This is a genomic window from Rhodopseudomonas palustris BisB18 (assembly GCF_000013745.1).
Taxonomy (GTDB): Bacteria; Pseudomonadota; Alphaproteobacteria; order Rhizobiales; family Xanthobacteraceae; genus Rhodopseudomonas_A; species Rhodopseudomonas_A palustris_F.
Genome location: NC_007925.1, coordinates 1,011,191 through 1,033,269, shown reverse-complemented (window position 1 = coordinate 1,033,269; position 22,079 = coordinate 1,011,191). Strand labels below are relative to the sequence as shown.

The 22,079-nt window shown below is 66.7% G+C and carries 20 protein-coding genes; 6 read left to right on the top strand and 14 right to left on the bottom strand.

Going from position 1 to position 22,079, the window contains the following annotated elements; genetic code table 11:
- Positions 1 to 138: 138 nt before the first annotated feature.
- From RPC_RS04700 to petA, 10 genes are all read right to left on the bottom strand, one after another.
- Positions 139 to 663 (bottom strand): NADH-quinone oxidoreductase subunit B family protein, encoded by a 525-nt coding sequence (locus tag RPC_RS04700; RefSeq protein WP_011471412.1) that lies wholly within the window; start codon positions 661 to 663, stop codon positions 139 to 141.
- Between the two features lie 12 nt (positions 664 to 675).
- Entirely contained in the window at positions 676 to 2,184 is a 1,509-nt protein-coding gene (locus RPC_RS04695) for an NADH-quinone oxidoreductase subunit C (RefSeq protein WP_011471411.1), read from the bottom strand.
- A gap of 12 nt (positions 2,185 to 2,196) precedes the next feature.
- The gene (locus RPC_RS04690; protein ID WP_011471410.1) at positions 2,197 to 3,648 is read right to left on the bottom strand and encodes a hydrogenase 4 subunit F; all 1,452 of its coding nucleotides are present in this window, start codon (positions 3,646 to 3,648) and stop codon (positions 2,197 to 2,199) included.
- Positions 3,645 to 4,307, bottom strand: coding sequence for a hydrogenase-4 component E (locus RPC_RS04685; RefSeq protein ID WP_011471409.1), 663 nt, complete (start codon positions 4,305 to 4,307; stop codon positions 3,645 to 3,647). The genes RPC_RS04690 and RPC_RS04685 overlap by 4 nt, the downstream gene beginning before the upstream one ends.
- On the bottom strand, positions 4,307 to 5,263 hold the full coding sequence (locus RPC_RS04680; RefSeq protein ID WP_041801397.1) for a respiratory chain complex I subunit 1 family protein: 957 nt from the start codon (positions 5,261 to 5,263) through the stop codon (positions 4,307 to 4,309). Before RPC_RS04680 ends, RPC_RS04685 begins: the two co-directional genes overlap by 1 nt.
- Complete coding sequence (hyfB, locus tag RPC_RS04675) at positions 5,254 to 7,266, bottom strand: hydrogenase 4 subunit B (protein ID WP_041802447.1); 2,013 nt, start codon at positions 7,264 to 7,266, stop codon at positions 5,254 to 5,256. The genes RPC_RS04680 and hyfB overlap by 10 nt, the downstream gene beginning before the upstream one ends.
- A 799-nt stretch (positions 7,267 to 8,065) precedes the next feature.
- Positions 8,066 to 8,266: a hypothetical protein gene (locus tag RPC_RS04665; protein ID WP_041801394.1), complete on the bottom strand. Its 201-nt coding sequence runs from the start codon at positions 8,264 to 8,266 to the stop codon at positions 8,066 to 8,068.
- Between the two features lie 133 nt (positions 8,267 to 8,399).
- Positions 8,400 to 9,074 carry a dienelactone hydrolase family protein gene (locus RPC_RS04660; protein ID WP_041802446.1) on the bottom strand — a complete coding sequence of 225 codons (675 nt, stop codon included), beginning with the start codon at positions 9,072 to 9,074 and terminating at the stop codon, positions 8,400 to 8,402.
- A gap of 354 nt (positions 9,075 to 9,428) precedes the next feature.
- A complete protein-coding gene (locus tag RPC_RS04655; protein ID WP_011471403.1) occupies positions 9,429 to 11,501 on the bottom strand; it encodes a cytochrome c1 in 2,073 nt (690 codons plus the stop codon).
- 47 nt (positions 11,502 to 11,548) lie between these two features.
- Positions 11,549 to 12,076 (bottom strand): ubiquinol-cytochrome c reductase iron-sulfur subunit, encoded by a 528-nt coding sequence (petA, locus tag RPC_RS04650; RefSeq protein ID WP_011471402.1) that lies wholly within the window; start codon positions 12,074 to 12,076, stop codon positions 11,549 to 11,551.
- A gap of 283 nt (positions 12,077 to 12,359) precedes the next feature.
- Here petA and RPC_RS04645 point away from each other — a divergent pair, with 283 nt between their 5' ends.
- From RPC_RS04645 to RPC_RS04635, 3 genes are all read left to right on the top strand, one after another.
- Complete coding sequence (locus RPC_RS04645; RefSeq protein ID WP_041802444.1) at positions 12,360 to 12,830, top strand: tRNA (cytidine(34)-2'-O)-methyltransferase; 471 nt, start codon at positions 12,360 to 12,362, stop codon at positions 12,828 to 12,830.
- Positions 12,827 to 13,459 (top strand): 7-carboxy-7-deazaguanine synthase, encoded by a 633-nt coding sequence (gene queE, locus RPC_RS04640; protein WP_011471400.1) that lies wholly within the window; start codon positions 12,827 to 12,829, stop codon positions 13,457 to 13,459. The genes RPC_RS04645 and queE overlap by 4 nt, the downstream gene beginning before the upstream one ends.
- Before the next feature lie 250 nt (positions 13,460 to 13,709).
- Positions 13,710 to 13,973 carry a YodC family protein gene (locus RPC_RS04635; RefSeq protein WP_011471399.1) on the top strand — a complete coding sequence of 88 codons (264 nt, stop codon included), beginning with the start codon at positions 13,710 to 13,712 and terminating at the stop codon, positions 13,971 to 13,973.
- 117 nt (positions 13,974 to 14,090) lie between these two features.
- Here the strand turns inward: RPC_RS04635 and RPC_RS04630 are convergent, their stop codons facing one another.
- Genes RPC_RS04630 through RPC_RS04615 form a run of 4 tightly spaced genes read right to left on the bottom strand, consistent with a single transcriptional unit; the run spans position 14,091 to position 16,893 of the window.
- Positions 14,091 to 15,344 carry a CCA tRNA nucleotidyltransferase gene (locus RPC_RS04630; RefSeq protein WP_011471398.1) on the bottom strand — a complete coding sequence of 418 codons (1,254 nt, stop codon included), beginning with the start codon at positions 15,342 to 15,344 and terminating at the stop codon, positions 14,091 to 14,093.
- A 12-nt stretch (positions 15,345 to 15,356) separates the two neighbouring features.
- Positions 15,357 to 15,620 carry a DUF6111 family protein gene (locus tag RPC_RS04625; protein WP_011471397.1) on the bottom strand — a complete coding sequence of 88 codons (264 nt, stop codon included), beginning with the start codon at positions 15,618 to 15,620 and terminating at the stop codon, positions 15,357 to 15,359.
- Positions 15,617 to 16,282 (bottom strand): CoA pyrophosphatase, encoded by a 666-nt coding sequence (locus tag RPC_RS04620; protein ID WP_011471396.1) that lies wholly within the window; start codon positions 16,280 to 16,282, stop codon positions 15,617 to 15,619. Before RPC_RS04620 ends, RPC_RS04625 begins: the two co-directional genes overlap by 4 nt.
- Before the next feature lie 8 nt (positions 16,283 to 16,290).
- The gene (locus RPC_RS04615) at positions 16,291 to 16,893 is read right to left on the bottom strand and encodes a DUF1285 domain-containing protein (RefSeq protein ID WP_011471395.1); all 603 of its coding nucleotides are present in this window, start codon (positions 16,891 to 16,893) and stop codon (positions 16,291 to 16,293) included.
- A 364-nt stretch (positions 16,894 to 17,257) separates the two neighbouring features.
- Between RPC_RS04615 and RPC_RS04610 the strand changes: the two genes are divergently transcribed.
- From RPC_RS04610 to RPC_RS04600, 3 genes are read left to right on the top strand one after another with little or no spacing between them, the layout of a single operon-like run.
- Positions 17,258 to 18,262, top strand: a complete 1,005-nt coding sequence (locus tag RPC_RS04610; protein WP_011471394.1) for an AAA family ATPase — start codon at positions 17,258 to 17,260, stop codon at positions 18,260 to 18,262.
- Positions 18,262 to 19,200, top strand: coding sequence for a DUF58 domain-containing protein (locus RPC_RS04605; RefSeq protein ID WP_011471393.1), 939 nt, complete (start codon positions 18,262 to 18,264; stop codon positions 19,198 to 19,200). The genes RPC_RS04610 and RPC_RS04605 overlap by 1 nt, the downstream gene beginning before the upstream one ends.
- The gene (locus tag RPC_RS04600; protein WP_011471392.1) at positions 19,197 to 22,073 is read left to right on the top strand and encodes a DUF4159 domain-containing protein; all 2,877 of its coding nucleotides are present in this window, start codon (positions 19,197 to 19,199) and stop codon (positions 22,071 to 22,073) included. The genes RPC_RS04605 and RPC_RS04600 overlap by 4 nt, the downstream gene beginning before the upstream one ends.
- Positions 22,074 to 22,079: the final 6 nt, after the last annotated feature.

The following is a 22,079-nucleotide window of genomic DNA, read 5'->3' as shown; positions in this document are numbered from 1 at the left end:
TAACGGTCCCGGTTCTGCGGAGCAGCGCTACGCGCTGCACCGCGCCCGGGACACCAAGTTTCACTCGTGTACAATTTCTGCGGAGCCACGCTTCGGGGCCATCCGAGCCGGCCGAAAGAAAGCCGGTGCGCGCGCCGATCACGCCCCTGCGTCGGCGCGGGCCAGCAACGCCAGCAGCCCCTGCAGGATCAGCAGCGGCGGCGGCGGACAGCCGGGAATGTGCAGATCGACCGGAATCACCGCCGATACCCCGCCCTCCACCGCGTAGCTGGCGGCGAAACAGCCGCCGTCCTTGGCGCAATCGCCGAGCGCCACCACCCATTTCGGCGAAGGCGTCGCCTCATAGGTGGCCTTCAACGCGTCACGCATGTTCTTGGTCACCGGCCCGGTGACCAGCAGCACGTCGGCATGGCGCGGCGAGGCGACGAAGCGGATGCCGAACCGCTCGACGTCGTAATAGGCGTTGCTGAGCGCGTGGATTTCCAATTCGCAGCCGTTGCAGGAACCGGCATCGACCTCGCGGATCGACAGACTGCGGCCGAGCCGGCGCCGCGCCAGGTCGCCGAGCGAGGTCGCGAGTTCTTCCACCGCGGCCGGATCCAGCGCCGGCGCCGGCTCGGTGTGCGGACGCCGGAATAGGCCCTGAAACAACTGATCACGCATGCGCGCTCGCCTTCACAGATCCGGCCCGGAATAGGAGCAGTTGAACGATTTGTTGCAGAGCGGAAAGTCGGCGACGATGTTGCCTTCGATCGCCGCCTCCAGCAGCGGCCACTGAAACCACGACGGATCGCGCAAGTGGCAGCGCGTGATCACGCCATCACGTAGCCGCAGCCAGACCAGCACGTCGCCGCGAAAGCCTTCCACCAGGCCGAGGCCTTCGCGGTCTTCGGCGATCGCCGGAACCGACGTGAGCAGCTCGCCACCAGGCAGCTTGTCGAGGATCTGGTCGATCATCGCCATGCTCTGTTCGACCTCGCGGATCCGCACCCAGATCCGCGCATTGACGTCGCCCTCGGGCAACACCGGCACGTCGAAGCGCAACTGGCCGTAGGGCGGATAGCACAGCTTGCGCCTGGTATCGAAGGCGCGGCCGGAGCCGCGGCCGACGAAGCCGCCGGCGCCGTATTGTTCGACCAGTTCCGAACTCACCACGCCGGTGCCGACGGTGCGATCCTGCAGCGAGGCGGTGTCGTCGTAGAGTTCGATCAGCGCCGGGAACTGATGGCGGATCGACACCAGCGCGGCTTCGATCGCCTTCAGGCCGTCGACGGAGAGATCGCCGCGCACGCCGCCCGGCACGATGAGATCGCGCATCAAGCGATGGCCGAACGCGATGGCGGCGGCGCGCAGTACGTTTTCGCGCAGCACGCCGCAATGCGCCAGCATCAGCGCGAACGCCGCGTCGTTGCAGATCGCGCCGATGTCGCCGAGATGATTGGCGAGCCGCTCCAGTTCGGCCATCAGCGCCCGCAGCCAGACCGCGCGCTCCGGCACTTTGAGCTCGAGCGCGGCTTCGGCGGCGCGCGAGTACGCAAACGAATAGGCCACTGTGCTGTCGCCCGACACCCGGCCGGCGAGTTTGGCGCCCTGCTGCAGCGAGGCGCCGCCCATCAGGCCTTCGATGCCCTTGTGGACGTAGCCGAGCCGTTGCTCCAGCCGCACCACGGTCTCGCCGGAGGCAGTGAAGCGGAAATGCCCGGGCTCGATAATGCCGGCATGCACCGGGCCGACCGCGACCTGGTGCAGCCCGTTGCCCTCGACCGGCAAGAACTCATAAGCCGGCTGCGGCGCCGACGCCGTGCTGGCGCCGAGCGGCGCCGTCACCCCCCATTGGCCGTGATCGAGCCACGGCCGGGAATCCGGCGAGCCGACCGGCTCGAGGCCGAACAGATCGCGGATGCTGCGTTCCAGCCGCAGCGCCGGCGGATGCGGCGCGGCGACCGAGGGAAAGCACCGGTTCGGACAGTCCAGACTGATCACCGCGACCTCGGCGGTGGACGGCTCCAGCACCGCCATGTGCACGGCGGAAGGCTCGCCCCACAGCGCCAGCAGCGTCAGCCGGCGCTCGGCGACCGAGGTCGCGGCCCCGCTCCACAGCACTTCATCGACCACGATGCGCGGCCACGGCCGCTGCTGCCGTGCGATGCGGCCTTCCCGCTTCAGATCACTCAGCGACGGCATGGGATCCTCGCGTTATCCGAGAAGGTGGGCGACATGCTGGAACCAGACCACGATCGGCGCCGGCAGATACACGCCGGCGACCAATACCAGCACCAGATGGGCGAACATCGGCAGATACGACGCCTCGGCGGGCTGCGTACTGCCGCGCGGCTCGCCGAAGGCGACGCCGGTCAGCCGCAGCGTCAGCGCGCCGAACGCCACCAACAGCCCGAACACCAACAGCAGCGCCAACAGCGGCTGCCGCGCGAAGGTCGAACTCACCACCAGAAACTCGCTCATGAAGATGCCGAGCGGCGGCAGCCCGGCGATCGCCACCACGCCGGCGACGAAACCCCAGCCCAGCGCCGGATGGCTCTCGGTGATGCCGCGGATTTCATCGATGGTCTGGGTGCCCTTGATCTGCGCGATGTGGCCGACCGCGAAGAAGATCGCCGACTTGGTCAGGCTGTGCATCACCATGTGCAAGAGACCTGCGAAATTCGCCAGCGGCCCGCCCATCCCGAACGCGAACACGATGATGCCCATGTGCTCGATCGACGAATAGGCGAACAGCCGTTTGATGTCGCGGCGGCGGTACAGCATGAAGGCGGCGAAGATCAGCGACGTAAGCCCCATCGTCACCATCAGCGTGCCCGGCGCCATCGCCTCGGGATTGGCGGTCATCAGCATCTTGAAGCGCAGCAGCGCGTACAGCGCCACGTTCAACAACAGCCCGGACAGCACCGCGGAGATCGGCGTCGGACCCTCGGCGTGGGCGTCCGGCAGCCAGGCGTGCAGTGGCGCCAGCCCGACCTTGGTGCCGTAGCCGAGAAACAGGAACACGAAGGCGACGTTGAGCAAGGCGGGATCGAACTGCGAGGCGCGCTCGATCAGCAGCGTCCAGATCATGGCGTCCTGGCCCTCGCCGATGATCGGGCGCGCCGCCATATAGACCAGGATGGTGCCGAACAGCGCAAAGGCGATGCCGACGCTGCCGAGGATGAAATATTTCCAGGCGGCTTCCAGCGCCGCCTCGGTGCGATAGATGCCGACCATCAGCACCGTGGTCAGCGTCGCGACTTCGACCGCCACCCACATCAGGCCGATATTGTTCGACATGAACGCCAGATTCATGCCGAACATCATGGTCTGGTACATCGCGTGGTAGAACCGCAGGTAAGCCGGGGTCAGCCGGCCGGTCTCCAACTCGTGGGCGATGTAGCTGGCGCTGAACAGGCTGGTGGTCAGCCCGACGAACGAATTCAGCACGATGAACACGATGTTGAGGTCGTCGACCAGCACATAGGGTCCCGGCGTCGGCCGCGGCAGGATCAGCAACGACACCGCGCAGACGAAGGTGGCCAGGCAAGCCACCACGTTGAGCCGCGCGGTCAGCCGATAGCCGGGCAACGCCGCCAGCAGCGCCGCGGCAAAGATCGGGATCAGCACCACGCCGAGCACCGGATTGAACCCGGGAAGCGTCATCGGCGTTCTCCGCGGGATTCGTCGAGCGCTGCGACGTCGACCGAATCGAAGCGTTCGCGGATCCGGAACAGGAAGATGCCGATCACGATGAAGGCGATCAGGATCGAGAACGCGACCGAGATTTCGACCACCAGCGGCATGCCCTTGGCGCCGGTGGCGGCCAGCACCAGGCCGTTTTCCAGCGACATGAAGCCGACCACCTGGGAGACCGCGTTGCGCCGCGTCACCATCACCAGCAGCCCGAGCAGCACCACGGAAAGCGCGAAGGCGAGGTCCTCGCGCGCCAGCGCGTCGGCCTCAGCGGTGACCCGCAGCATCAGCACCATCGACAGCGCCACCAGCCCCATGCCGGCCAGCATGGTCGGGCCGATGCCGACCGCGGTCTCGATGTCGCGGTGAATGCCGAGCTGGCGGATGATGCGATGCAGCGCCACCGGAATGATGATCGCCTTGAACACCAGCGCGATCGCCGCGGTGACGTAGAGATGCGGCGCGTCCTGGATCAGCGCCTGCCAGGCCACCGCCAATGACAACGTCACCGCGTGCAGCGCGAACACGTTGAGCAGCGACGACAGCCGGTCCTGATACAGCATCATGAAGCTGATCAGCACCAGGCCGCCGGCCAGCGAGTGTGAGATGTCGAACGACAGGCTGTGCATCACAAGCTCTTCGATACGAACAGCAGCAAGGTGCCGAGCAGACCCAACATCAAGGCGGCGCCGAGAAATTGCGGGACGCGGAACACCCGCATCTTGGCGGTCGCGGTCTCGAACACCGCCAGCAGGAAGCCGGCGACGGTTACTTTCAGCAGATACATCCCGGCGCCGATCACATAGGACAGCGGTCCGGCGCCGAACACCGCGATTTCCCAAGGAAAGAACAGGCAGCCGATCAGCGAGATATACAGCAGCAGCTTGAGAAACGCGCCGAATTCGATCAGCGCCAGGTGCCGGCCGGAATATTCCAGGATCATCGCCTCGTGCACCATGGTGAGCTCGAGGTGGGTGGAGGGATTGTCGACCGGGATGCGGGCGTTTTCCGCCAGCGCCACGATCACCAGCGCGATCATCGCCATGCCGAGCGAAACGCGCAGGCCCACCTGCGAGGAGGCGATGAAGTTGGCCACGGTGGAGAGTTGCGTCGAGCCCGCCACCAGCGCCACGCAGAACACGATCAACAGCATCGCCGGCTCCGCCAAGGCCGCGATCATCACCTCGCGGGAGGAGCCGAGCCCGCCGAACGCGGTGCCGACATCCATGCCGGCCAATGCCAAGAAGAACCGCGCGGTGCCGAGCAAGGCCACGATCACGATCAGATCGGCGGTCCAATTGAACAGCAGCCCGGTGGCGAAGGTCGGCACCAAGGCGGCGGCGACCCAGATCGCCGCGAAGGTGAGATAGGGCGTGGCGCGGAACAGCCAGGAGGCGTTGTCGGCCAGCACCACTTCCTTGCGCAGCAGCCGCAACAGGTCGCGATAGGGCTGGAAGATCGAGGCGCCCTTGCGGCGCATCAGCCGCGCCTTGACCTTGCGGATGAAGCCGGTGAGCAGCGGCGCCAGCAGGAACACCAAGAGCATCTGGATGCCCTGCACCAGGATGTCGGAGATCACGACCATATCGCGAGCACCAGCAACAGCGTCACCAGGGTGACGAACACCAGGCTGAGATAGCCGCGGATCGTCAACAGCTGCCAGCGATCGAGCCTGATCGCGGCGTAGTCCACCGCGCCGGCGATCCGGCCATACAGCCCTTCCCAGACCAGATCGTGAATCTCGACCGAGAACCGCGCCGGCGTCACCGCGCCCGGCGGCGGCATTTCGACGTGTTCGCGCGCGGCGAACAGCAGCGTGCCGAACACCCGGCGCAGCGGCTGCGCGAAACTGTCCGGCGAATATTGCGCCTGCGGCACCGCATCGGAAAAGCCGCAGCCCCAGGCCGGCGCCCGCCGCACCGCGTGCGAGGAAAACCGCCGGATCGCCAGATAGCCGAGCGACGCCGAGATCGCGATGAACGCCAGCACCAACAGGCCATTATAAGAGCCGCGGCGTTCCGCGATCGGGATGATCGACAGCCATGGCAAATGCGATTGCACGGCGAGGCGGCTGTCGAGGATCTGCTGCGTCACCGGCGACAGCGCATCGATCACCAGGCCGGGGAAGATGCCGGCCAGCAGGCACAGCGACGCCAGGATCACCATCGCGGCGAGCGAAAAGCGGTCGACCTCCTGGGCGTTCGCCGCCGCATCGCTACGCGGCCGGCTGAGGAAGCTGACGCCGTAGGCCTTGACGAAACACGCCGCCGCCAGCGCCGCGGCCAGCGCCAGCAGCGCGCCGATCGCCGGCACCATGATCTTCAGGCCCCATTGCGGCAGGCTGGGGCTGAGCAGCACCGCCTGAAACATCAGCCATTCCGAGACAAAGCCGTTGAACGGCGGCAGCGCCGAGATCGCGACGCAGCCGATCAGGAACACCACGCTGGTCACCGGCATGCGGTGGATCAGCCCGCCGAGCCTGTCCATGTCGCGCGCGCCGGTCGCCACCAGCACGGCGCCTGCGCCGAAGAACAAAAGGCTCTTGAACAGCGAATGGTTGAAAACATGGAACAGCGCCGCGGTGAACGCCAGCGACGCCGCCAGGGTCTGGCCGTTGGCCTGAAACGCCAGCGCCAGACCGAGGCAGACGAAGATGATGCCGATATTCTCGATCGTCGAATAGGCCAAGAGCCGCTTCAGGTCTTTTTCCAGCAGCGCATAGAGAATCCCCATCACCGCGGTGACGCCGCCGAGCGACAGCACCAGCACGCTGGCGGTCCAGTTCGGCGGGCCTAACAGATCGAACACCACGCGGATGAAGCCGTAGACCGCGACCTTGGTCATCACCCCGCTCATCAGCGCCGAGACGTGGCTCGGCGCCGCCGGATGCGCCAGCGGCAGCCAGACGTGCAGCGGCACCAGACCGGCTTTCGAGCCGGCGCCGAGCAGCATCAGGATCAGCACCAGCGTGGCTTCGGCCGGCGCATGCGGCATGGCGCGGATCGCCGCGAAGCCGTAGTCGCCGGCTGGCCCGGCCAGCAGGCCGAATGCCAACAGCAGCGCCAGCGTGCCGAAGCTCGCCATCAACAGATAGACATAGCCGGCGCGGGCGTTGCCGGGCTCGCGGTGATGCGTCATCACCAGCGCCCAGGACGCCAGCGACATGAACTCCCAGCACAACAGATAAGAGAACGCGTCGGCCGCCAGCACCACCAGGTTCATCCCGGCGAGAAACGCCGGAAAGAACGGCAGCACCCGCTGCGGCGCGGTTTCGTGTTGGCCGTAGCCGAGCGCATAGAGGCTGGCGACGGCGCCGCCGAGATTGACCACGCCGAGAAAGAACGCCGCCAGCGCGTCGAGCCGGAAATGCGCGCCGAGCCACGGCAGCCCGATCGGCAGCACCAGCTCGTCGGCGGCTGCCCCGGCGAACAGCCAGCGCAGCGCTCCGATCAGCGCGCCCGCGCAGACCAGCGTGGTCGCGCCATAAACCACGGCGGTGGCAGCGCGGGTTCGGCTCAGCGGCAGCGCAAGCACCGCAATGGCCAGCAGGGCCGCGACGCAAACGAGTTGCACGGCCACCGCGGCAATCACCGGCGCATCCTCGCGCCGCGGCACCTGCGATCGCTGGACCGGCAACACGACGCACCGCCGCCGACGTCCGCCCGCAACGGCGCACGCGCGTCAGATGCCGTCTTTTGGTCGCGACTCATGATGCATTTAACATGATATCTGATCTATTAAACATCTTCGGCGCCTTGAGGCGAATCCAACTTTCGTACCATGCCATCTTCTAGCCCGGCTTTCTTGCGTTGGCGCAACTCCGCGGAACCGGCCGGTTGAAAACCGCCTAAGGATCGGGCCGCCCGACCCAATGCGCTACTTAGGCGCGTGACCCGTCTCGCATGCAATCCGACGCAGGCGGTTTTTCATCACCCCGTCGCCGATCGATAAGCGCCCGCCCTCAACCGCTGACGCGGTCGTCGGGGTCGTCAGGTCGCGGCACGATGTTTGCGAACCATTCGCGATCGCCGCAGCCGCCGCTGCCACTTCATTTCGATACAGACGAGCGTTGATCGACAAGCCGGACCTCGACCTGTTGCGACACGCCGAGATCCAGGTCCAGCCGGGAGATTGACTGCAGCCGATGCCGATCCCCGAACGCGGCGGAGCGGATGCCGCCGGCGGCGGCGATGCGCGCCCATATCGAACTGGGGCACGCCGAATAGAACTCTACGCGGTGTCGGTGTAGCGCCGCGCCATCGACGTCGGATGGCGCGGCGCCACGCATTGCGGCCGGATAACGCTTCTTCGAAACCTCATCGCGCCGCCAATGATCATGGGCTCGTGTTCTGTCCGAAACACCGGAGCCGGTTGTCGGGTCATGCGCTCAGAACTTCTGCGGCCGGCGGATCCGGGTCGGCTGCTCGCACAACATCAAGGTCGAACAGTCGTCGTCGGATTCGCCGTCGCCGAGCGCGGCACCGCAATGGCGGCAGGCGCGGATTCTGGTCGCCGCCCCGGATCGGCGCAGCTGGTAGCCGACGAAGTCGACGACATTCTGCGCGGGCGTTGTTAGTTTCTCAACCATGGCTGTCCTCGCTCTTGAGGCAGCTTTATCGCAGCAACAGTTCTGTCAATTGTTCAGTCGAACGCTCAAATTTTACCGGTGATGACAACGGTTCTGGCGCACGCGACGCGGGTGCTAAGCGCGTGCGCTGCAACTATCCGAGGTGTTTGTGGAAGAAATCCGCGGCGCGGCCCCACGCCAGTTCGGCGGCTTCGCGATCGTGCACCGCGGCGCGCTGTTCGTTGACGAAGGCGTGGTCGGCCTCGTAGCGATAGAATTCCGCGGGCTTTCCCGCCGCCTTCAACCCGCTCTCGAAGCCATCGACCAGCGCCGGCGTGCACCAGTCGTCGCGGCTGGCGAAGTGGCCCTGCAGCGGAATCTTCACCTCGCCGGGCCGCGCGGCCTCGTCCGGCGGAATGCCGTAGAACGCCACCGCGGCGCCGAGTTCGGGGATCTTGCAGGCGCCGATGATCGTCACCGCCCCGCCCATGCAGAAACCGGTGAGACCGACCTTGGCGCCGTTGCGGCCGAGATAAAGTGCGGCGCCGCGCACCGTCTGCGTGGTGGCGTCGATGAAATCCAGCGAGCTCATCTCTTTGTTGGCGGCCTCGGTGTCGTGATACGGCACCACCACGCCGTTATAGAGGTCGGGCGCCAACGCATCGAAGCCGGCCAGCGCGAAGCGATCGGTCAGGCCCTTGATCTGCTCCGACAACCCCCACCATTCCTGGATCACCACCACGCCGGGGGCATTGCCCTGCGCGGCGTTGGCCAGATAGCCGTGCGCTTCCTTGCCGTCGGGACGCTTGAAAGTGACGCTGGTGCCCATGGTGTCCTCCGGATCGTCGCTGCGTTGATTGCCGCCGATTTTGACCGCTGCGGGCGCCGGATGCAATCGCCACCGAGCCGCGAGGGCGGCACAGCGCCCAACCCCTCATGGCCGGGCTCGTCGCGGCCATCCACGCCCACAGACAAGGCGGTCGATGTTTCCGTGGATGGCCGGGACGAGCCCGGCCATGACGTGGAGAGAGTATTTGATTTCCGAGACGCCGCTCGCGCAGCTGCCTGATAGTTCAGGCGTGCCTTCCGGGTGGCGGGTCTGCGCGAGGACAGGCCGGGCGGCCAATTCCAGCCAACAAAAAAGCCCCCGCAGGGGCTTTTCCGTTATCGCAGTGACCGCCGCTTAGTGCGCGTCGGCCCAGATCCGCTGTTTGGTGAAGTACAACAGGCCGGACAGGATCAACAGGAAGATCATCACCTGCAAGCCCATTCGCTTGCGGGCCTCGAGGTGCGGCTCCGCCGCCCACATCAGGAAGGCAGTGACGTCCTTGGCGTACTGATCGGCCGTCTGCGGCGTGTCATCTTGATAGCTGACCACGCCATCCATCAGCATCATCGGCATCTTGATCGTGTGGCCGGGGAAGTACCTGTTGTAATAGGAGCCGTCGGGAAGCGTGAAGCCCTCGGGCGGAGTCTCTTCGTAGCCGCGCAGCAGCGCCGCCACGTAGTTCGGGCCCTGCTCCTGGAACTGGGTGAACAGATCGAACAGGAACTGCGGGAAGCCGCGCTCATAGGACCGCGCCTTGGCGACCAGGGAGAGGTCCGGTGGCACGCCGCCGCCATTGGCAAAGCGTGCGGCCTGCTCGTTCGCATAGGGCGACGGGAACGGGTCGGCGAGCCGGCGCGGGCGATCGTACATTTCGCCGGAATCGTTCGGGCCGTCCTTGATGGTGGCTTCGGCGGCGAACGCCTTGGCCTGCTCGACGGTGAAGCCCGGTCCACCCGGCTCCGCCAGGTTGCGGTAGTGGACGTACTTCATCGAGTGACAGGTCGCGCAGACCTCCTTGTAGACCTGGTAGCCGCGCTGCAGCTGGGCGCGGTCGAACTTGCCGAACGGACCCGCGAACGACCATTCCAGCGACGCCGGGATATTTTCTCCGCCGGCCGCTTTGGCGCTTTGGGCACCGCCCATCACCAGCGCGCCCGCCAGACCCAGCACCATCGCGATCGAGGCCACGGCCTTGCCGGCGCCGTCGGACTTCGCCAGCACGTCCTCCGAAATCGAGTTCGGCAGCGGCAGGGTCTTTTCCATGCGCGACAGCATCGGCAACACCACCAGGAAGTAGGCGAAGTAGGCCGCGGTCAGGATGCGGGCCATGACGGTGTAGATGCCTTCCGCCGCCTGGCCGCCGAGCCAGCCGAGCAGGATGCAGACCACCACGAAGGCCCAGAAGAAGCGCTTGGCGAGCGGACGATAGCGCGACGACCGCACCTTCATGCTGTCCAGCCAGGGCAGGAACAGCAGCACGATGATCGCACCGAACATCGCCACGACGCCCAACAGCTTGTTCGGGATCGAGCGCAGGATCGCGTAGAACGGCAGGTAATACCATTCCGGCACGATGTGCGGCGGGGTCACGCCGGGATTGGCCGGGATGTAGTTATCGGCCTCGCCGAGATAGTTCGGCATGTAGAAGATGAACCAGGCGAAGAAGATCAGGAATACCGAGGCGGCGTACAAGTCCTTCATCGTCGCATAGGGCGTGAACGGCACGGTGTCCTTATCGGTCTTCGGTTCGACGCCGGTCGGGTTGTTCTGGCCGGTGACGTGAACCGCCCAGATGTGCAGCACGACCACGCCGATGATCACGAAAGGCAGCAGGTAGTGCAGCGAGAAGAACCGGTTCAGCGTCGGACTGCCGACCGAATAGCCGCCCCACAGCAACGTCACGATGCTGTCGCCGACCAACGGAATGGCCGAGAACAGGTTGGTGATGACGGTGGCACCCCAGAAGCTCATCTGCCCCCAGGGCAGCACGTAGCCCATGAAGCCGGTGGCCATCATCAGCAAATAGATGATCACGCCGAGGATCCACAGCACCTCGCGCGGCTCCTTGTATGACCCGTAATACAGGCCGCGGAACATGTGGACGTAGACCGCGATGAAGAACATCGAGGCGCCGGCGGCGTGAACGTTACGCAACAGCCAGCCGTAATTGACGTCGCGGACGATCGACTCGACGGAATCGAAGGCCATATCGGCGTGCGGCACGTAATGCATCGCCAGCACGATGCCGGTGACGATCTGAACCACCAGCATCATCGACAGGATGGCGCCGAACGTCCACCAATAGTTCAGGTTGCGCGGCGTCGGCCACGACACGAAGGAAGAATGAACGAAGCTCACGATCGGCAGGCGGTCTTCCAGCCACTTCATGACGCCGGGACGTGGCTGATAGGTCGAAGGTCCACTCATTGGTGCGATCCTGGAATTATTGCAGCGAGGCTGGGGGGAGGGCAGCGTCAGCCGATTTGGATTTTGCTGTCGGAGACGAACTGATAGGGCGGGACGGGCAGATTGGCCGGCGCCGGCCCCTGGCGAATGCGACCGGAGGAGTCGTATTGCGAACCGTGGCACGGGCAGAAGAAGCCGTCATACTTGCCTTCGTGCGCGATCGGAATGCAGCCGAGATGGGTGCAGATGCCGACCACGATCAGCCACTGCTCGTGACCTTCCTTGGTGCGGTCCTGATCGGAGGCCGGATCGGGCAGACTGGACAGCTGCACCGCGCGCGCTTCTTCGACCTGCTTCGGCGTGCGGTTCATGATGTAGATCGGCTGGCCGCGCCAGAACACCTTGATGTCCTGACCGACCGCGATCGGTGCCAGATCGACCTCGATCGGCGCGCCCGCGGCAATCGTCGAGGCATCCGGGTTCATCTGCGCGACCAACGGCCATACTGCAGCCGCGGCACCCACCGCAGCAACGGCGCCGGTGGCGATGTAAAGAAAATCACGGCGTGTCGGGTCCGACGAAGCCTCTGTGGTCACGATAAAAAGCCCTTTCTCGTCTCAAACCGGTCAAACCGCCCCCGCGGCAAGCATGATCAGTGCGACCAGGGGCGGCCAGGACATCCGCATCCCAAAGGAGCGGCAAAACGACCTCTTGAACCGCGCGCGCCTTTGGCACAGGCGGTCCAGAATCGTTCTATTGGCACCCTTGCCCGGAGAGCGCAAGCCCGCTATCGACCTAGTCCTAATACCTTGCACGAAAACTACGCAGCCCAATGATTGGTCTCAGATTTCGTGGCTGACGATGAAGGCGCAGGGCGGAATGCGGATCGCACTTTTCCAACCCGACATCCCGCAGAACACCGGAACTATCCTTCGGCTTTGTGCCTGCCTCAACGTCGAAGCCCATATTATCGAGCCTGCCGGCTTTCCGGTTTCCGATCGCCACTTTCGTCGCGCCGGGATGGACTATCTCGATCAGGTGACAATCATGAGGCATGATTGCTGGTCGAAATTCGAGCAGTGGCGCGCCGCGGCGGGATGCCGGCTGGTGTTGCTTACGACCAAAGGACTAACGCCCTATTTGGATTACCGCTATTCTGCGCGCGACGTGCTGCTGCTCGGGCGGGAATCCGCCGGGGTCCCCGACGACGTCGCCGCGGTCGCGGATGCGCGGCTGGTGATCCCGGTGCAGCCCGGGCTGCGTTCCCTCAACGTCGCGATGGCAGCGGCCATGGTTCTGGGCGAAGCGCTGCGCCAGACCGGATCGAACAGCGAGGCACCGCAACCGTGAGCTACGCCGTCAAAGAAATCTTTCTGACTCTGCAAGGCGAAGGCGCTCATGCCGGCCGTGCCGCGGTGTTTTGCCGCTTTGCCGGCTGCAATCTTTGGAGCGGGCGGGACTCTGACCGCGAGACCGCGAAGTGCCAATTCTGCGACACCGACTTCGTTGGAACCGACGGCACGCTCGGCGACCGCTACGCCTCGGCAGCGGAACTTGCCGCCGTCATCGCCTCGCAATGGACCGGCGACGACAAATTCCGCTACGTGGTATTAACCGGCGGAGAGCCGTTGCTGCAGCTCGATGCCAAACTCATTGCCGCGCTGCACGGCCGCGGCTTTGGCGTCGGCGTCGAGACCAACGGCACGCTGGCGCCGCCCGACGGCATCGATTGGCTCTGCGTCAGTCCGAAGGCCGGCGCCGATCTGGTGCTGCGGCGCGGCAATGAGCTGAAGCTGGTCTATCCGCAGCGCGGCGCCTTACCCGAACTGTTCGCCGATCTCGGCTTCGAACGATTCTCGTTGCAGCCGATGGATGGCGCCGAGGCGGCCGCCAACACCGCAAGCGCGATCGCCTATTGCCTGGCGCATCCGCAATGGCGGCTCAGCCTGCAGACCCACAAGACGCTCGGCATCAGGTAGCTGCGGCCTGCTCCACATCGCAGCGTCATTCCGGGGCGCGCGAGCGATAGCTTGCGCGAACCCGGCATCTCGCAACAGGCCCGTGCTTCCACCCGCTGCGAGATTCCGGGTTCGCTCGGCCTGCGGCCTCGCGCCCCGGAATGACGATCTTTTTGAGGGCGACATCGGAGGACGTGACGCCGCCGTGTTCGGCCTGTCATGACGAATCGCTAGGTTGACCTTGCCTAACAACCAACGCGAGGAGAGACTCATGGAACTAGCCCCGGGCGACGTCGTGATGTTGAAGTCGGGCGGTCATCCGCTGACCGTGGCCGAGGTCAAGGACGGCGCGGTGGTGTGCGTGTGGATGGGCGAAGAAGGCGATCTGTTCCGCGAGACGCTGCCACTGGCGGTGCTGGAACGCGCCGAGATGCTGGAGATCGAAGACGACGGCGGCGACGACGAGCCGTCCGACGAGAACGATGACGAGACCGACGACGAGGACGACGAGTTGGAGCGCAGCAAGGTCGCGTAACCTCGTGCCCTGCGGGCGGGGCAGCGCAAAAGCGCTGCTCCGCAGAACCGCGACCGTACCAAGGCAAGCGCCCGAGCCGGCGCCTCGGTCGCGTTCAGCGCAGCGCGGCCGACGCGACTAGAGCCGGTGGTCGCGGGCGAACCGCGCCACGGTCTGGTCGGCGATGCCGTTCAGCGCCGCCTCGTCGAGCGCGAAGTCGGACGCCAGCCAGGCGTCTTCGGCGAGCGCGATGATATGGCCGAGCGCCGGGCCTTGGGCGACGCCGCGGGCGATGAAATCCGCGGCCTTCAACGGAAACGCCGGCGCCTGCCAGCGCTGCGGCAGGGTCACCAGATCGAGCCACGGCGTCGGATCGGCGTCTTGCCCTGCCCGCGCCCAGGCCAACATCATGCGATCGTGGTAGCGCGCTTGGCCCAGCCGATACAGCCGCCGCTTCGCGGTGGCCTGGTCCATGCCGCGCAGCCGCCACCAGCGGTGCCCCATCGAATCCAGCCGCTTGCACTCCACATTCGACAGCCGCAGGCGCTGCGTCAGCCGCCGGGCGTCCTCGGTCACCGCGACTCCCAGCGCGCCGAGCCGGCGGATCGCGTCGGGCGCCAGATCGAGCCTGCGCTCCGCGGCGATCATCGCGGCGAACGGACCGTGGAACGCGACGCCGCCGAACACCCGCAGCAGCAGCCCGCCCTCGCCCATCGCCGCCACCGCGGCGCAGGCGCCGGGCGCCACCATCAGCTTCAGCATCTCCATCCGCATCCGTTCGGCGGACAGGCTCGCCAGCCCGTCGCGGCCGCGGATGCAGGCCAGAGAGCCGTCGCGGTCCGGCGCGCCCTCGCCATAGGCGGCGTGAATCCGGAAGAACCGCAGGATCCGCAGATAGTCCTCGGCGATGCGCTGGTCGGGATCGCCGATGAAGCGCACCCGCCGGGCCTCGACGTCGTCGAGCCCGCCGACGTAATCGTGCAGCGTGCCGTCGAGCGACACCGACAGCGCATTCATGGTGAAATCGCGGCGCTGCGCGTCGACCGCCCAATCCTCGCCGAACGCCACCTTGGCCTTGCGGCCGAAAGTCTCGACGTCCTCGCGCAGCGTGGTGATTTCGAACGGCTCGCCGTCGACAACCAGCGTCACCGTGCCGTGCTCGATGCCGGTCGGCACGCTCTTGATGCCGGCCTGTTGCGCGCGGCGCATCACCTCGTCGGGCAGCGCCGTGGTGGCGATGTCGATATCCCCGGTCGGCAGCCCGATCAGCAAGTTGCGCACCGCGCCGCCGACCACGCGCGCCTCGGCGCCATCGCCGTTGAGCAGCGCCAGCACCCTCGCCGCGGCGCCGGAATTCCACGGCGCATCCTCGAGCCTTCGCACCGAACTCACGTCCCGCCTCCGTTACTTCTCGTAGCCCGGCACCAGCCGGCCGTTTTCAATATGCGCGGGAACGTAGGTCGAATTCGGCGGCGCTCCGGAGTAATGCGCCAGCAACAATAGGCTGACGATGGTCAGGATCAGCGCGCCCAACGCCAGCTTGCCCAGCACGTGCAACGGCCACGAGGATTGCCGGAACACGCCAGAGCGGCTGCCCAGCAGGTAGATCGCGTAAATGGCGAACGGAATGAGAAAGATTCCGATTTCAGTCAGCACTGGACGAATCATGGCAGATAAACCCGCTCGTACAGCACCCGCAAGATTCCCGCGGTGGCACCCCAGATGTAGCGCTCGGCGAACGGCATGGCGTAGTAGCTGCGCGCGGCGCCGCGAAATTCCTTGCTGTGCAGCTGGTGGTTGGCCGGGTTCATCAGGAACGCCAGCGGCACCTCGAAGGCGTCGTCGACCTCCGCCTTGTTGATGCGCAGCTCGAAGCCCGGCCTGACCCGCGCCACCAGCGGCAGGATGCGAAAGCCGTAGCCGGTGGCGTAGAGATCGAGATAGCCGATCGGATCGACATAGCTGCGGTCGAGCCCGATCTCCTCCTCGGCCTCGCGCAGCGCGGCGTCGCGCGGCGAGGCGTCGACGGCGTCGATCTTGCCGCCGGGAAACGCGATCTGGCCGGCGTGGTCGGTGAGATGTGCCGCGCGCATCGTCAACAGCACGGTCGGCTCGGCGTGGTCGACCACGGCGATCAGCACGGCCGCAGGACGGACCGGCCGCTCCTGCGCGATGATCTGCCACATCCGGTCGGTTCCGGCATCGCCGCTGGGGGGCAAGATGCTAGGGTCGGTGAGAGCGGGCGGAACCTCGAAACCCAACCGTTGCCGGGCGCGGCCGAAGAATTCCTCCGAGTCGACCCCGACGACGCCAGGACCGGTCTCCAGCATAGGCTCGTTCAAAGCGCTCCCCTCACCTGCTCCGCGTCGGCCATCGCAAAATACGCGCCGCCGGAAGCAATCCCAAACATCGCACGGCCATCGACCACCCGCTCCTCGCCAATGTCAACCAGATCGTAATACAGCGCGCGGGTCACCTTAGCCCACAACTCGGCGCGGACGTGCAGATACGGCATCAGCCCGCCGTCGGCTGCGACTTCGAACCGCAGCCGATGCTCCCGGTCGCACGGCACCCAGTCGTCGACATTGGTGCGAAACCGCAGCAGCGGGCCATCGGCGCCGGCGTCCTTGACCATCTCGACGGCAAGGAACGGCGCGTCGTCGACCTGGATGCCGACCTTTTCCACCGGCGTCACGAGAAAGTGCTTGCCGTCCTCGCGCTTCAGAATCGTCGAGAACAATCGCACCAGCGCCGGCCGGCCGATCGGCGTGCCGAGATAAAACCAAGTGCCGTCGCTGGCGATTCGCATATCCAGGTCACCGCAGAACGGCGGGTTCCACAGATGCACCGGCGGCAGACCTTTGGCCGATTGGCCGACGCCGGTCGCCGCCGCAACCAAGCCGTCGAGATTTTGAATCGGGCTCTGCCCTTGCTTCGCCATGGTTACCTGACCTGCTGTCCAAGTTTGGCACGATTGCTGCAACTATCGAATAGCCTTAGCTTGTCGAATTCGAGCTTCGCATCTCAACTGCTTATCTGTCGCAGCTTTCGAATTCGAGGACCTAGAAAATTTACCAATCTCGCGGCTGTGGTTCGGAGGTTCTCGTGAGGATGCGCAGTGAGCTGAAGTGAACGTCCGATCCACATCACCAGGCTTGTCTAACTCTCCATATCGTGATGCGGTTCGCGGCTTTGAGGCCGCATAATGCGGTGAATGTTTAACAACGAATGCACGGCCTTCGCTGCTCGGCGGGTGACGAAGGTGGCACGACGCAGACGCTGCGTCGCACGCAAGGGAGTGACGGATGGCTGGCGCAGAGACTGTCGAGAAGCTGGAAGACGTGATCGTGCGCTCGGCCGAGCAGGTCGCGGGCGAAATCCGCGTCGCCAGGGACGCCATCGCGACCGTGATCTTCGGACAGGACAAGGTGGTTGAAAACACTTTGGTGACCATCCTGTCCGGCGGCCATGCGCTGTTGATCGGCGTGCCCGGTCTGGCCAAGACCAAGCTCGTCGAAACCCTCGGCACCACGCTCGGGTTAGATGCCAAGCGGATCCAGTTCACCCCCGATCTGATGCCGTCGGATATTCTCGGCGCCGAGGTGCTCGACGAAAGCGTCACCGGCAAGCGCTCGTTCCGCTTCATCTCCGGCCCGGTGTTCGCGCAGCTGCTGATGGCCGACGAGATCAACCGCGCCAGCCCGCGCACCCAGTCGGCGTTGCTGCAGGCGATGCAGGAGCAGCACATCACAGTGGCCGGCGCGCGGCACGATCTGCCGAAGCCGTTCCACGTGCTGGCGACGCAGAACCCGCTGGAGCAGGAAGGCACCTATCCGCTGCCGGAAGCCCAACTCGACCGCTTCCTGATGGAAATCGACGTCGACTATCCGGACCGCGACGCCGAGCGCCGCATCCTGTTCGAGACCACCGGCGCCGACGAGACGCTGGCCAAGGCGGCGATGAGCGCCGAGACGCTGATCACCGCGCAGCGGCTGGTGCGCCGGCTGCCGGTCGGCGATTCCGTGGTGGAGGCGATCCTCACTCTCGTCAGATCCGCGCGTCCCGGCCCCGACGGCGGCGCCACCGGCAAGCTGATCGCCTGGGGCCCCGGCCCGCGCGCCAGCCAATCCCTGATGCTCGCGGTGCGCGCCCGCGCGCTGCTCGACGGAAGGCTGGCGCCGTCGATCGACGACGTGCTCGATCTTGCTGAACCGATCCTGAAGCACCGCATGGCGCTGACCTTTGCGGCGCGCGCCGAAGGCACCACGATTCCCGAGGTGATCCGCCAGCTGAAATCGCGGATCGGTTGATGGCAGCAGCTGCCGAGCGCGATCCACCGGAAGTCCTCGCCCTGCGACGCGCCGACGGCGAAAGCCGGAGTCTCGCCGCGTCGTTGCCGCGGCTGATGCTGGAAGCCCGCCGGATCGCCGCCAATGTGATCCACGGCGTGCATGGCCGGCGCCGTGCCGGCGCCGGCGAGAGCTTTTGGCAATATCGACGCTTCGTTTCCGGCGAGCCGTCGCAGAATGTCGACTGGCGCCGCTCGGCGCGCGACGACCATTTGTACGTCCGCGAACAGGAGTGGGAAGCCGCGCACACCGTATGGCTGTGGCCGGACCGCTCGTTGTCGATGGCATTCGCCTCCAAGACCGCGCGCGACTCGAAGCTCGAACGGGCGCTGATCGTCAGTTTCGCGCTGGCGCAACTCTTGGTCGCCGGCGGCGAGCGCGTCGGCGTGCCCGGACTGATGAACCCGACCTCGAACAGCAATGTGATCGACAAGATGGCGCAGGCGATGCTGCACGACACCGGCACGCGCGCCAGCCTGCCGCCGTCCTTCGTGCCGGCGGCGCTGGCCGAAATCGTCGTGCTGTCGGATTGCTGGTCGCCGATCGCCGAGATCAAGACCATGCTGGCCGGGCTGTCGGCCTCCGGCGCCCATGGCACGCTGGTCCAGGTGGTCGACCCCGCCGAAGAGAGCTTTCCGTATTCCGGACGCGTCGAATTCGTCGACCCTGAGGGCGGCGAGATGATCACCGCCGGCCGCGCCGAGAAATGGGCGAGCGATTACGTGGCCCGCGTCGCCGCGCATCGCGACCAGATCCGCGCCGAGACCAATAAGCTCGACTGGCTGTTCTCCACCCACACCACCAGCCGTTCCGCCGCCGAACTGCTGCTGTTCCTGCACGCCGGCATGACGGTGACCAAGAACACCACGCCCGGCGTCAAAGTGGGACGCAGCGCATGATGGGTCTGCCGCTCGCTTTCGCCGAACCGCTGCTGCTGCTCGGCCTCGTCGCGTTGCCGGCGCTGTGGTGGCTGCTGCGGGTGATGCCGCCGCGGCCGCGCCGCGTCAGCTTCCCGCCGACCAAGCTCTTGTTCGAGATCGCCCCGAAGGAAGAGACGCCGTCGCGCACGCCGTGGTGGCTGACCGCGCTGCGGCTGCTCGCCGCCGCCTTGGTGATCTTTGCCGCAGCGGGGCCGATCTGGAATCCGCCGGGCGGCGCCGCCGGCTCCAACGCGCCGCTGGTCATCGTGCTGGACGACGGCTGGAGCGCCGCGGCGAGTTGGGACACCCGGCTGAAAGCAGCCGACGAATTGATCGCCAGTGCCGAAAGCGCGCGGCGCGGCGTGGCCTTGGTGCCGCTATCGGAGCCGAACCGCGATCCGACGCTGCTGCCGGCCGGAACCGCCCGCGTCGCGTTGCGCCAGATCGCGCCGAAACCCTATGCGGTGGAGCGGGTCGACACGCTGCCGACGCTGGAGCGCTTCCTCAAGAGCACCGGCGACGCCGAAATCGCCTGGCTGACCGATGGCGTCGACACCGGGCGCGGCCCTGACTTCACCGCCGGATTGGCCAAGGCGATCGGCGATCGCAGCCTGACCATCTTCGAGGGCGCCGCGCCCGCGCACGCGCTGGCGGCGGCCGAAAACGCCGCGGCGAAAATGACCGTCAAGGTGCTGCGCCCGGGCAGCGGCGGCAGCGAAGCCGGCACCGTGCGCGCGCTCGACGCCAAGGGCGCGCCGATCGGCGAAGCGCGCTTTGCGTTCGCCGCGCAGGACACCGAGACCGAAGCCGCGTTCGAACTGCCGGTGGAATTGCGCAACGACATCGCCCGGCTGGAGATCGCCGGCGAGCGCTCCGCCGGCGCCGTGCAGCTGCTCGACAAGCGCTGGCGGCGCCGCGCCATCGGCATCGTTTCCGGCGCCAGCAGCGACACCGCGCAGCCGCTGCTGGCCTCGACGTTTTATCTGACCCGCGCGCTGGCGCCGTTCGCCGACGTCCGGGTCGGCGAGCGCGGCGCGCCGCAGCTGGCGATCGCACAGTTTCTCGATCAGAAGCTGCCGATGATCGTGTTGGCCGACGTCGGCGCGCTGGCGCCGGAGATCCGCGAGCGCATCAGCGCCTGGATCGAGGCCGGCGGCGTGCTGGTGCGGTTCGCCGGGCCGCATCTGGCGCAGGCCGACGACGATCTGGTGCCGGTGAAGCTGCGCCGCGGCGGCCGCAGCCTCGGCGGCAGCCTGACCTGGGAGAAGCCGCAGCATCTCGCCTCGTTTGCCGCCGGCGGCCCGTTCGCCGGGCTCGCGGTGCCGGCCGACGTCACCGTCAATCGTCAAGTCTTGGCGGAGCCCGACGCGGTGCTCGCCACCAAGAGCTGGGCCTCGCTGGTCGACGGCACGCCGTTGGTCACCGGCGATCATCGCGGCAAGGGCCTGGTCGCGCTGTTCCACGTCAGCGCCGACATGCGCTGGTCCGACCTGCCGATGTCCGGCAGCTTCGTCGAAATGCTGCGGCGGATCGTCGATCTGTCGGGCTACACCGCAACGCCCGGCGCCGGCGTCGCCGGCGAACTCAATGCCGCCACCGTGGCGCCGCTGCGCACGCTCGATGGTTTCGGCGCGTTCGGGCCGCCGCCGTCGACCGCCAAGCCGATGCCGGCGGACTTCCGCGACCGCGCCTCGCTCGACCACCCGCCGGGATTCTACGGCCCGGCCGACGGCCCGCTCGCGGTCAACGCGCTGGCCGCCGCCGACCGCATCGCCGCGCTCGACACTGCGGGGCTGCGCGCCCGCCGCGCCGGCTATGCCACCGCCGAGCCGAGCGATCTGCGCGGCATCCTGCTGTCGACCGCGCTGGCGCTGTTCCTGGTCGACGCGGTCATCGTCGCACTGCTCGGCGGCAGCCTCGGCGCGCTGTTCCGCCGCCGTCGCGCCGCGTCGGCTGCGGCGTTGCTACTTGCCGCGGCTTTGGCCGCCGTAACGCTTTCGCCGTCGCCGAGCCAGGCGCAGAGCAATTCGCGCCCCGCCGCGCAGGGCGCCAAGCAAGCCCCCAAGCCGGCCGACACCGCGCCCGGCAATGACGACTTCGCCATCAAGGCGGTGAGTCAGACCCGGCTCGCTTATGTCGTCACCGGCAATGCGGACGTGGATTCCATCGTCAAGGCCGGGATGAGCGGGCTGTCGCTGTTCTTGGCGCAGCGCACCGCGCTGGAGGCCGGCGAGCCGGTCGGCATCGATCCGTTGCGCGACGAATTGGCATTCTTTCCGCTGATCTACTGGCCGGTGATCGCGGGTGCCCCGAAGCCGCCGCAGGACGCCATCAACCGCATCGACGCCTATATGAAGCAGGGCGGCACCGTGCTGTTCGACACCCGCGACGCGCTGGAAGCGCCGCCCGGCCCGAATGGCGAATCGCAGACCCCCGGCATGCTGACGCTGCGCAGCATCCTGTCCTCGCTGGATGTCCCCGAGCTCGAGCCGGTGCCGCGCGAGCACGTGTTGACCAAGACGTTCTATCTGTTGCGCGACTTCCCCGGCCGCTTCAATTCCGGGCAGACCTGGGTGGAGACGCTGCCGCGCGACGAGGACGACGACGCCGCGGCGCGGCCGGCCCGCGGCGGCGACGGCGTCTCGCCGATCATCATCACCTCGAACGATCTGGCCGGCGCCTGGGCAATGCGTTCGGACGGCCTGCCGATGCTGCCGCTGTCGCCGGGCGAACCGCGGCAGCGCGAATTCGCCTTCCGCGCCGGCGTCAACATCGTGATGTACACGCTGACCGGCAACTACAAGGCCGACCAGGTTCACGCCCCGGCGCTGATCGAACGGCTGGGGCAATGAGGATAG

Bases quoted from the DNA above. Each gene is read 5' to 3' on its own strand.
- RPC_RS04655 (WP_011471403.1), bottom strand. From the start codon at position 11,501: ATGAGTGGACCTTCGACCTATCAGCCACGTCCCGGCGTCATGAAGTGG.
- RPC_RS04625 (WP_011471397.1), bottom strand. From the start codon at position 15,620: ATGATTCGTCCAGTGCTGACTGAAATCGGAATCTTTCTCATTCCGTTC.
- RPC_RS04695 (WP_011471411.1), bottom strand. From the start codon at position 2,184: ATGCCGTCGCTGAGTGATCTGAAGCGGGAAGGCCGCATCGCACGGCAG.
- RPC_RS04605 (WP_011471393.1), top strand. From the start codon at position 18,262: ATGGCAGCAGCTGCCGAGCGCGATCCACCGGAAGTCCTCGCCCTGCGA.
- RPC_RS04665 (WP_041801394.1), bottom strand. From the start codon at position 8,266: ATGGTTGAGAAACTAACAACGCCCGCGCAGAATGTCGTCGACTTCGTC.
- RPC_RS04700 (WP_011471412.1), bottom strand. From the start codon at position 663: ATGCGTGATCAGTTGTTTCAGGGCCTATTCCGGCGTCCGCACACCGAG.
- RPC_RS04645 (WP_041802444.1), top strand. From the start codon at position 12,360: ATGCGGATCGCACTTTTCCAACCCGACATCCCGCAGAACACCGGAACT.
- RPC_RS04610 (WP_011471394.1), top strand. From the start codon at position 17,258: ATGGCTGGCGCAGAGACTGTCGAGAAGCTGGAAGACGTGATCGTGCGC.
- RPC_RS04600 (WP_011471392.1), top strand. From the start codon at position 19,197: ATGATGGGTCTGCCGCTCGCTTTCGCCGAACCGCTGCTGCTGCTCGGC.
- RPC_RS04690 (WP_011471410.1), bottom strand. From the start codon at position 3,648: ATGACGCTTCCCGGGTTCAATCCGGTGCTCGGCGTGGTGCTGATCCCG.
- RPC_RS04660 (WP_041802446.1), bottom strand. From the start codon at position 9,074: ATGGGCACCAGCGTCACTTTCAAGCGTCCCGACGGCAAGGAAGCGCAC.
- RPC_RS04635 (WP_011471399.1), top strand. From the start codon at position 13,710: ATGGAACTAGCCCCGGGCGACGTCGTGATGTTGAAGTCGGGCGGTCAT.
- RPC_RS04615 (WP_011471395.1), bottom strand. From the start codon at position 16,893: ATGGCGAAGCAAGGGCAGAGCCCGATTCAAAATCTCGACGGCTTGGTT.
- RPC_RS04685 (WP_011471409.1), bottom strand. From the start codon at position 4,307: ATGCACAGCCTGTCGTTCGACATCTCACACTCGCTGGCCGGCGGCCTG.
- RPC_RS04680 (WP_041801397.1), bottom strand. From the start codon at position 5,263: ATGGTCGTGATCTCCGACATCCTGGTGCAGGGCATCCAGATGCTCTTG.
- RPC_RS04620 (WP_011471396.1), bottom strand. From the start codon at position 16,282: ATGCTGGAGACCGGTCCTGGCGTCGTCGGGGTCGACTCGGAGGAATTC.